Source organism: Verrucomicrobiota bacterium (assembly GCA_016871535.1).
Lineage (GTDB): Bacteria > Verrucomicrobiota > Verrucomicrobiia > Limisphaerales > SIBE01 > VHCZ01.
Window position 1 is genome coordinate 1 of record VHCZ01000241.1, and the last position, 9,360, is coordinate 9,360.

A 9,360-nucleotide genomic window follows, 5' to 3' on the forward strand; every position below is an offset into this window, starting at 1 on the left:
GAATTTTGCCTGGGGCTGCGTTGCTCCTCGGTCACAGCCCCACTGGCGGGGGATGCTCGCTCGTCGCGCCTTGCCCCAGGCCAAATTGGGCGCAACGAACGTGAGCGTATTTACGAAACGGACCACTAAGGGTCCGTGCAAAAATAACTTCGGATTTTGGCGGGAGCGCCGCCTGGCCTGCTGCGAGGAGTGAGCGAGGGGAGCATCCCCGCAGCGGGCTGTGACCGAGCGGACGACGAAGCAGCAGGCCAGGCGCCGCCCCGCCCCGGAGGGCTGGGGCGATTTCGCTTTCTGACTTCGTTTCTCCTCAGTCGCAGAGCCCTGGCTATGCTCCTTCGTCGTGCCTCGCCAGAAAGCGAAATCGCCTCCAGCAAAACCGGAATTTATTTTTGCACAGACCCTAAGATGCGCGACTTGCCGGCCGGGAGATCGGCGTTACGCATAGATTGCGCATAGAGCGGCGGCTCTGCGGAATCATTCCGCAGAGAAAGGAAAACACTGCGACAGGCTGGCGAAATTCCTTCCGAGCTTCGCGGACCCTAAACTGGCCATCCACAAACCACTGTGCCTCTCGATTCCCGCATCTGAGAGTCACGCGGGGACCGGAGCCAACCGGTGGCACGCCCTTTGCATAAGCGGGGCATCATGTTATCCTCTGCGCGAAACACAGCTTTCCGCGCGTTGCGATTCCAATTCAGCGTATGAAAACCCTCGCTCCTCTCCTTATGACCGCGTGGCTCTGCGCGGCAAACATTCACGCTCAAGACCAGGCGAACGCTCAACGCTCGACCTGCTCTGGCGAACCACGTCCTGGACCTCGACGGTACCGGCGCCTACGTCGAACTGCCGTCGAATATTTTTACGAATCTCACGCACGGGACGGTCGAGGCGTGGGTGAAATGGCGGGCTACGCAACCACCCTCCGTGCAGCGGTTTTTCACGTTTGGCCGATTCAACAACAACATCCAAGTCGGCCAGGAACCGCCGACTTGCCTTGCATTCCTCATCAACAACGAAGGCACGATCCATTCGGCCACGGCCGAAGGCATCATTGAGCTGAACACCTGGTACCATGTCGCCGCAGTATCAGGCCCCGAGGGGATGACGCTCTACTGCAACGGAGTGCTCGTGGCCAGCAACGCCTATACCGGTAGTTTGGCCGCTATCGGATCCAGCACCAACAGGCTCGGCCGGACCGGTTTCCCTTCGGTGCATCAGGATAGGATTACGTTCGACGGCCAGATCGACGAATTCCGGGTTTGGAAAACGGCCTGGACCGAGCACCAGATTCGCGAAAACATGTTTAATGAACTCACCGGGAAAGAACCGGATTTGGTCGGGCTGTGGAATTTTGAGAGGATCGAGAATGGGCTCGTGAAGGATGCCGGTGCTGGCGGGCATCATGGAAAACTCCTGGCCAACGCGAAAGTCGTGGAAGCACGACTCCCCGTGCCGACCGCATCGACGAGAACCCAGAGAGTCCTCGATCTCGATGGAAAAGGCAGCTATGTCGCACTCCCTCCGCACATCTTCACCAACTTGAGCACGGCCACCGTGGAAGGGTGGGTTAAATGGCGCAGCCCGCGGACCGTGCCTCTCTACCTTGCGCACTTCTTTGGATTCAACATAACCATGGGCGTTAGACCGGGGAGTCCAGTGAACGCCGATCCGTCTGGCGTTGAGCTCTGGAGCGCTGGAGAAATCCTGGCGACACCCGGAGGAGTCATCGAATTACAGGAATGGCTCCACATCGCGGCTGTGTCTGGACGAGGCGGAATGAAGCTTTATTGCAATGGGGTCCTGGTTGCGGCCAATGACCATAGGAACCCGTTCGACCTCAACCCCGAATTGCTCAATGCGATCGGCTGGTGGCAAAACGCCAGGGCGAATGCGGCGGGCGAAACGACTCTCAACGGACAAGTCGATGAACTCAGGGTGTGGAACCGAGAACGCAGCGAACAGGAAATCCGCGACAACATGTTCAAGAATCTTACCGGCAAGGAAGTCGGCTTGGTCGCGCTCTGGAATTTCAACGATAGGACGGCGAACGATTCGTCCAAGAATGCGTTTCACGGCCAATTCGTCGGCAATGCCAAGGTGGTCGAGGCGGAATTGCCCGCGCCGAAAGCTCCTCTCCAGCCGGAAAAGGCGCTCCAATTGGAAGGCTCAGAAACCGGTGTCGCGCTCCCGGAGAACATTTTTACGAATCTGGCCAGCGCAACCGTTGAAGCCTGGGTTAAGTTCCAGAGCGACGAAGGCGATCAGCGCGTCTTCACCTTCGGCGCTCCTTGGGACAATCTGGGCATCCGACTGCAGGGTGGAAACCGGTTGAACTATTTCCTCGCGCCAAAAGGAACCGTGGCTCAGGTAAATGTTGAGGGACTCGTTGTGTTGCAGAAATGGCATCACATCGCCGCGGTTTCCGGAAAAACGGGTATGAAGCTCTTTTGCGATGGAGTACTTGTGGGGACGAACGAATTCACCGGGAGCTTCAATTCGATTAATGGTCAACCGAATTGGCTTGGACGTGCTAGCGAAGACGGAGAGGGAAGGCGCTTTGATGGACAACTCGACGAGGTTCGAGTCTGGAATCGCGAACGGACGGAGCGGGAGATTCGCGACAGTATGTTCAGGAACCTCACCGGACGGGAGGCCGGCTTAGTCGCTATCTGAAATTTCGATGACGGCACTGCGAACGACGCCTCGACGAACGCCTACCATGGGAAACTCGTTGGAAACGCGAAGATCGTAGAAACGACTCGCCCAACTGCTTCCCCGGGTTCCTCAGCAACCACCGCAAGGGTCATCGCGGGAAAAGTGACCGGTTCAGATGGAAATCCCGTGGGAAGTGCCAGAGTCACGGTAGAACAAGATGGGGTTGTCCGTGCAAACGGCACGACTGACGCCGCAGGCGCGTACCGGATTTTCTTGTTCAACGTCAGCGATTCTTCCTTTGATGTCTCGGCCGTAAGCGGCGAACAGGGCGCCTGGAAGTTGGGCGTCACCGTGCCGCTGGGAACCCAACAAGTTGATTTGGCCCTCCAATCCGCTGTCAGCATCTCTGGATCGACTTTGGCCCTGGACAATTCCCCGCTGCAAAATGTGCTCGTGCAAGTCGTGGAGGCGATCGGTTCGATCAGCCAAAATCCGGCTCGCCGGGACGGACCCGCTCTGCCATCGGACCGTGTCGTGACAGACGCGATCACCGACGACAAAGGCGCGTTCAAGTTTATCAACCTGAAACCCGGATCCTACCGAGTGCGCTGCCACGTTCCCGGCAAACAGATTTGCTACAAGGATGGCGAACTGTTACTGGTGGAGGGACTGCCCTTGGAAAAGGTGGATTTTCGCCTGGCCCCTTTCAAGAAGGGGACGTGGCAGAATTTCTCCTACATCGACGATCTGGCGGGCGATTACGTGAACGACATCTACTGCGCTTCCGACGGTGCCATCTGGTTTGCGACGGATGGCGGTGTGTCGCGCTATGACGGGATGGAGTTTTTCAATCTAACCAAACAGGAGGGGTTGGCCCATGACTGGGTGGATTCCATTGCCGCGAGCCCGGACGGGACGCTGTTGTTTGCCACATCAAAGGGCCTGTCGGCCTGGGATGGCCAGTCCTTCGTGAAATCGAAACTCGTGGAAACCATGGGGAGCCGATATGCCCGGCCGATCTACCGGGATCCCGAAGGACCACTTTGGCTTGGCGATTGGAATGCCGGTGGGTTGTGGCGATACGACGGGAAGGAAGTAACGCCCGTAACCGGGATGACCAACATTGTCACATGCTTTCGCCGCGACTCCAAAGGGAAGATGTGGATTGGCACGCAGCAAGGACTCTTCACCTTCGACGGGACCAACGCCATCCGCCATCCGATTAGCGAAATGCGACTGTCACAGCCTCGGCGGCGACACGGTGATCGACCGAGCATTAGTTCATTGCGCTACGCCTCGATCGGCCGCGTGGGGGAGGATTCGCATGGCACGATTTGGTTCACCACCAGCGGGGCAAGACTCTTCCGGTATGATGGAAAAGAGTGCAGACTGCTCTCGGAAGAGGACGGGTTTCCATCGGGTCCCTATCCCATTTACTGCGATTCCAGAGGTAACTTTTGGTTTGGCAACTGGCCGGGCAGCGATATGGTCCTGACCCGCTTTGACGGAACGTCGTTCGTCAACTACGTCCTCGAGTTTGGCTCGAAGGACACCAGCATCTACGACATGCCGTTCATCCATCGAGACATGAATGGCGTGCTATGGCTCGGCGCGAACAAGGGCGTCTGGCGTTACGATGAAAGCACGTTTCAGAATTACACCGCCGCCGATGGTTTGCCGACGACCGCGGTGACGAGGACGCTGGCAACTCCGGAAGGAACGGTCTGGTTTGGCGGCTATCGCGGCGCCTCGCGATTCGATGGGACGAACTTCGCCAACCTAACCCCGGAGCAACTCAGGGGACAAACCAATTTGCCTCTGGACCGAAGGTACACCTACGTGAACGCCATTCACCTTGCCGACGACGGGGCCATCTGGTTTGGCGTCCAATACTCCGGTGCTGTGCGGTGGGATGGGACGAACTTCACTCGTTATTTCACTAATGGAGTGGGCCGTTTCGACCGCGCACCCGATGGCAAGCTCTGGTTTACCCAGCGGACTGGTTCTGGCAGCAGTGGGGTAAGCTCAGTCGTAAACTATGACGGAAAGAGCTTTAATCGCTTTGGTTTGAAAGCCGTAGCAGTGACAAACTTCCTGACCACCGTCCATTGCGATGCCGAAGGCAAAGTCTGGTTCGGTTCTTCCGGGGAGGGGTTGATCCGGTACGATGGCACGAACTTCACCCGGCTCTCCACCGAACAAGGTTTGGTGGATGCCAACGTCAGCCTGATCAGCAGTGACCCAGACGGCGTGCTCTGGATCGGAACTGCCGATGGACTATCGCGCTACGACGGGAGCGCGTTCGTAAACTACAAAGGCCGGGACCGCATTGGCCGCGGCGTCAACGGGATCTTTCGCGATTCGCAAGGTGTCCGTTGGTTTGGGACCGAGGTGGGGGTGACTCGCTTCGATGGCCGCGTTTGGTCCACGTTGGATTCGCGCGATGGGCTGGTTGCCAATGGCGTCAACGACATTTGCGAATCACCACGCGGAGTGTTCTGGCTGACGTGGTGTTCATGGACATTCGGATGCCCGAAATGGAAGGGACGGAGGCTGCGCAACGCATCATTCAGGAGTGGGGCCCAGGCAAAGTGAAGTTGGTGGCGATCTCGGCGTCGGTGCTGAGCCACGAACAGGAGCGTTATCGCCGGGCCGGATTTGCTGCGTTCATCTCAAAGCCATTCCGCCTGGGGGAAGTGTGCGAAGCGTTGGGGCGCGTGCTGGGAACGTCGTTCGAGTATGAGGAGGCTCCCGGGAAAGATGAACCGCGCCGCCGTGATTGCGATCCGGCAACGGTCCGAATTCCGTCCGAACTCCTGGCGCGCATGAAAGCATCCGCCGGACTGTATCGCGCCACGGAACTGCGCAAGGAGATCGAAGGGCTGCGCCGTGCGCGAGCGGACCAGGCCGCAGCGGCGGATTATCTTGAACAGTTGAACGACGCCGGCGATATGGAGGCGATTTTGGAGTTTCTGGGAAATGTGCAGGATAGAGAGCAGTGATTTAGCCACAAAAGAGCGCAGAGAGCGCAAAATGGAGCGGATCTATCTTTGTGCTCCTTGCGATCTTTTGCGGCCCCCAACCTTCCCGCTTCCCCTCCTGCAGTCGCTGATGTTCACTCGATGCCTCGGCCTTGCACGCGATTTGACTCAACCGTGGAAAAACCCGAAAGTCGCAAGGAAACTCGCGAGCAAACTGGGTGGACTCACGGCAGGCTGCGATCACTCAGGACATATTTTTTGATCTGGAACCGATAGGAACCGAAGTTGATCAGCACGCCATGCTCAAGCCGGGTGGACTTCAGATAGCCGAGCAACTGCGCCACGTGCTCGTCCGCGACGGCCCGGACCGCCTTGAGTTCCACAAGCAGCCGATGGTCAACGAAAAGGTCCGCGTAAAATTCACCGACGGTGCCGTCCTCGTCCAGGACCGTGATCGGATGCTGTTGTTTCACCTCCAACCCAAGCTTGCGCAGCCGATGGACCAGGGCGTTTTCATACACTTTCTCCAGGTGTCCGTGTCCATGATAGACGTGGATGTCCCAACTGGTTTGCCGAACGATGTCGCACAGTTCATTGATGGTTTTCATAAACCTCCTTTTGTTGCACCGGAGGATTCCATGGTTGCGGCAGATCGTGAAGAGTTTTCTTGCCGCGAAAGAACGCAAAGACCACAAAGAAGTGCGGAACAATCTTTGGCCATCTTCGCGCTGCAACATGTCCAGAGGCCGCATTTCCGCGAGGATTTGGGTTGCCCCGAAAGAGCACAAGGACCGCAAAGAGTGCGGAGGCTTTTGCCTGGATTTCTTTGCGATCTTTGCGTTCCTTTGCGGCAAGAAATCGCTTTGCGGTTTTGAATTCCGTTTTAACCGTGAACCTGTGGACGCCGCTTCAATCCAACTGGCCGACGCCAAGATTCTGGTGATTGCTTAACATGGATCGGCATCGGGCCTCTTATCTTCTGCGCAAACTGGAACGCGAAGGGCGCCTCGTGGTCGAAGGCCAGGGCCGGTGGGCGCAGTACCGGCTTCCGGAAGAAACGGGCCTGTAACGCGGGGATCTCTATTGCCGCAAAAGAACTCAGAGATCGCAAAAGCCTGACCCGAAATCTTTGCGATCTGTGCGTTCTCTTGCGGCCAGTGCTTACTGTGACAAAGTTCATTGACGTTATGCTCATCATCGACACCCACGCTCACATTTACTCGCACGACGAAAAACGCTATCCGCCCATCGACAAACCCTTGCGGCCGCCCGGCGGCAAGGGAACCCTGAGCGACCTTCGCGCTGACTCCGCATCCCACGGCGTGCGCGGGGCGTGTTTGATTCAAACGTCCACCTTCTATCGCTTCGACAACCGCTACATCTGCGACAGCGCCAAGGTCAGCTCGGACTGGGCCGCCGGCGTTTGCACGCTCGATCCGGACGATCCGCATAGCCCCGGGCTGCTTTCCCAGTTCAAGCGCGAGTTCGGGATCAAAGGCATGCGCAGCATTCCGGGCCAGAGCGGCCAGATCGACGGCGAAGGCGTGCGCCGACTGTGGAAGACGGCGACTGATGAAGGTCTGGTCATCAACGCACTCATCCGCCGCGAGAACGCCGAGAATCTCAGCCGCATGCTGGCGGATTTCGCGAGTCTGCGCGTGGTGCTGGACCATTGCATGTATCCCGAAGTCGGCCCGCAGCACGACGCGATTCTCAACGACGTGTTGCGTTTGGCGCGGTTCAAGAATCTGCACGCCAAACTCACGTTCGTTCCGACCGGCAGCAAACAGAAATATCCGTGCGCCGACATGCACGACACCGTCCTGAAAATCGTGGACGCGTTCGGTCCGGAGCGATGCGTCTGGGGCAGCGATTTTCCCTGCGAACTCTGGACGCCGGGCGTCACTTACTCCCAGCACTTGCAGATTTTCTTGAAGGACCTTCCGTTCCGCGATTCCGCCCGGCAACAGATCCTGGGTTTGACCGCGAAGACGCTGTGGTTCCCGGAATGGGCGTGAACCTGGAAACGAGAGTTTGGCCCACGAAAAACACTAAGAGCGTGTCCGAAAATTGCGCGGGGTCCTGCGGCGAGGGATTTTGGCTGTGGCCAAGGCGGCGAGGTCCGAGCATCCCCAACGCGGGCTGTAAGGACCGAGCCAACGCAGGCCACGGACAAAAGACCCGCCGCCCGGAGGGTTTTCGCGCCAAAGGCCGCCTGGCTTCGTTGCTCCTCAGTCGAAGATCCAGGGAGGATATTCTCCTTCGTCGCGCCTCGCCATCCGGCCTTTGGCGCGAAAACAGGACCCCGCGGAATTTTCGGACACGCTCTAAAGGCACGAAAGATAAAGGTGCTGAAGCCGCGGAAATCTTCAGCCAGTAGGTGGGGGAAAACAGCATCGGCCACGCGTTTGATTCGTGTGTTTCGTGTGTTTCGTGGGCCGAACTAACCAATGGCTCGGCCTGAAGGCCGCGCGCCTATCGCTCCCGAATCGTCGCGTCGATCTCGGCCAGCGATCCGGGTTGCAGAATCTGAACGAACGGGCGTGGCACCGGTACCCGGCTCGCCACCACCAAGGAATTTCCGTCCGGCGAGAAGAACGCCCGAGTAGCGAGATTCAAAGGCGACTTCACGGTCAGGACGACGCGTCCGGAGGCTATGTTCCATAGTTCGACCCGGCCATCGGCCCCGCTCGTGATCAGCGTTTTTCCGTCGAGAGAAAACGCGACGTGGCCGAGGCCGTTCGCATTGCGGGTCTTCAGCACCGCGCGCGTTTCGCCCGTCGCGACTTCCCACACCCAGGCCGTGTCCCGATACCCCCCCGCCAGCAGCTTGCCGTCCGGCGAGAAGGCAAGGCTCATCAAGTTTCCTGTCTGATTCGTGGCCAGAGTGATCAAAGTCCGGCGGTCCGCGGAAAACCCAATCGGCGTGCCGCGCCTGGCCCAGACGTTTTCCTCCGGCTCGATCTCGACGCGCCAAAACCGAATCTCCCGGTCCACGCTCGTGCTGGCCAGCATCTGCCCGTCGGGAGAAAAAGCGATCTGAATAATTCCACTGAGATGACCTCCCGAAATATCTATTAGCGTGGGTAGCGCGGGCGACCCGCTCGCCACTCTCGGCGACTCACCGAGCGCAACGGAAGCACGCTCCAGAGTAAACGGAGAGCTGATCCGCCTTCGAGATCAACCGCCATTTCGCCGGCTCAATTCCCCAAGCAGATCGACCTTACCTGACCGGGAGTGAACGAGCAATGGTTGGGGCTGTCGAAGGGACATGCGACCATGGTGGCTGGCCAGTTTTCTCCTGGCTCTCGCGATTATCGGCGCATGGTTTTTGTCCAGAACGAGCGAACTCCACGGAGATTGTCATGATGAATTTGACACCACGGGGCAGTGCTCAAGACAAGCCAGCCAGGACATCCGAACGAATTGGCGTTTACGACTCACGCGCTATCGTCGTCGCCTTCGCAGAGGGTGTTACGAAAGGGGTGGTTTGAAAACGTGAATTTGTGCGGAAAATCGATGGTCTTGGATTTCGCTCTGGCGCTGAATGCTGGGGCACTGAATAAAACAGCAAACTGAGAAAACCTCAATAAACATAAGGGTTTCATGCACATTCCGTCTATCCAATTAGGATCGTTCTCTGTCTCTGTGGAAGACGAGAGCATTCGGATGCAATTTTCTCCCGTAAATACAAGCACTTGTGAGGACTTTCGTAACACCCTCT

At 58.0% G+C, this 9,360-nt stretch carries 7 protein-coding genes; 5 read left to right on the forward strand and 2 right to left on the reverse strand.

Annotated features, from left to right (window positions below; translation table 11 throughout):
* The first annotated feature begins 894 nt into the window (after positions 1 to 894).
* The 3 genes from FJ398_22320 (at position 895) to FJ398_22330 (ending at position 5,657) form a co-directional block, all read left to right on the forward strand.
* Positions 895 to 2,673 carry a LamG domain-containing protein gene (locus tag FJ398_22320; protein MBM3840643.1) on the forward strand — a complete coding sequence of 593 codons (1,779 nt, stop codon included), beginning with the start codon at positions 895 to 897 and terminating at the stop codon, positions 2,671 to 2,673.
* 168 nt (positions 2,674 to 2,841) lie between these two features.
* Complete coding sequence (locus tag FJ398_22325; GenBank protein ID MBM3840644.1) at positions 2,842 to 5,250, forward strand: hypothetical protein; 2,409 nt, start codon at positions 2,842 to 2,844, stop codon at positions 5,248 to 5,250.
* Positions 5,172 to 5,657 carry a response regulator gene (locus FJ398_22330; protein MBM3840645.1) on the forward strand — a complete coding sequence of 162 codons (486 nt, stop codon included), beginning with the start codon at positions 5,172 to 5,174 and terminating at the stop codon, positions 5,655 to 5,657. Before FJ398_22325 ends, FJ398_22330 begins: the two co-directional genes overlap by 79 nt.
* Before the next feature lie 203 nt (positions 5,658 to 5,860).
* Here FJ398_22330 and FJ398_22335 read toward each other — a convergent pair whose 3' ends face one another.
* Positions 5,861 to 6,244 (reverse strand): GxxExxY protein, encoded by a 384-nt coding sequence (locus FJ398_22335; protein ID MBM3840646.1) that lies wholly within the window; start codon positions 6,242 to 6,244, stop codon positions 5,861 to 5,863.
* Between the two features lie 46 nt (positions 6,245 to 6,290).
* Here FJ398_22335 and FJ398_22340 point away from each other — a divergent pair, with 46 nt between their 5' ends.
* Together FJ398_22340 and FJ398_22345 are read left to right on the forward strand one after the other, a co-directional pair.
* Positions 6,291 to 6,587: a hypothetical protein gene (locus FJ398_22340; GenBank protein MBM3840647.1), complete on the forward strand. Its 297-nt coding sequence runs from the start codon at positions 6,291 to 6,293 to the stop codon at positions 6,585 to 6,587.
* 215 nt (positions 6,588 to 6,802) lie between these two features.
* Complete coding sequence (locus FJ398_22345; GenBank protein MBM3840648.1) at positions 6,803 to 7,654, forward strand: hypothetical protein; 852 nt, start codon at positions 6,803 to 6,805, stop codon at positions 7,652 to 7,654.
* Positions 7,655 to 8,111: 457 nt separating this feature from the next.
* Here the strand turns inward: FJ398_22345 and FJ398_22350 are convergent, their stop codons facing one another.
* Positions 8,112 to 8,651, reverse strand: a complete 540-nt coding sequence (locus FJ398_22350) for a hypothetical protein (GenBank protein ID MBM3840649.1) — start codon at positions 8,649 to 8,651, stop codon at positions 8,112 to 8,114.
* Between the last annotated feature and the right edge of the window lie 709 nt (positions 8,652 to 9,360).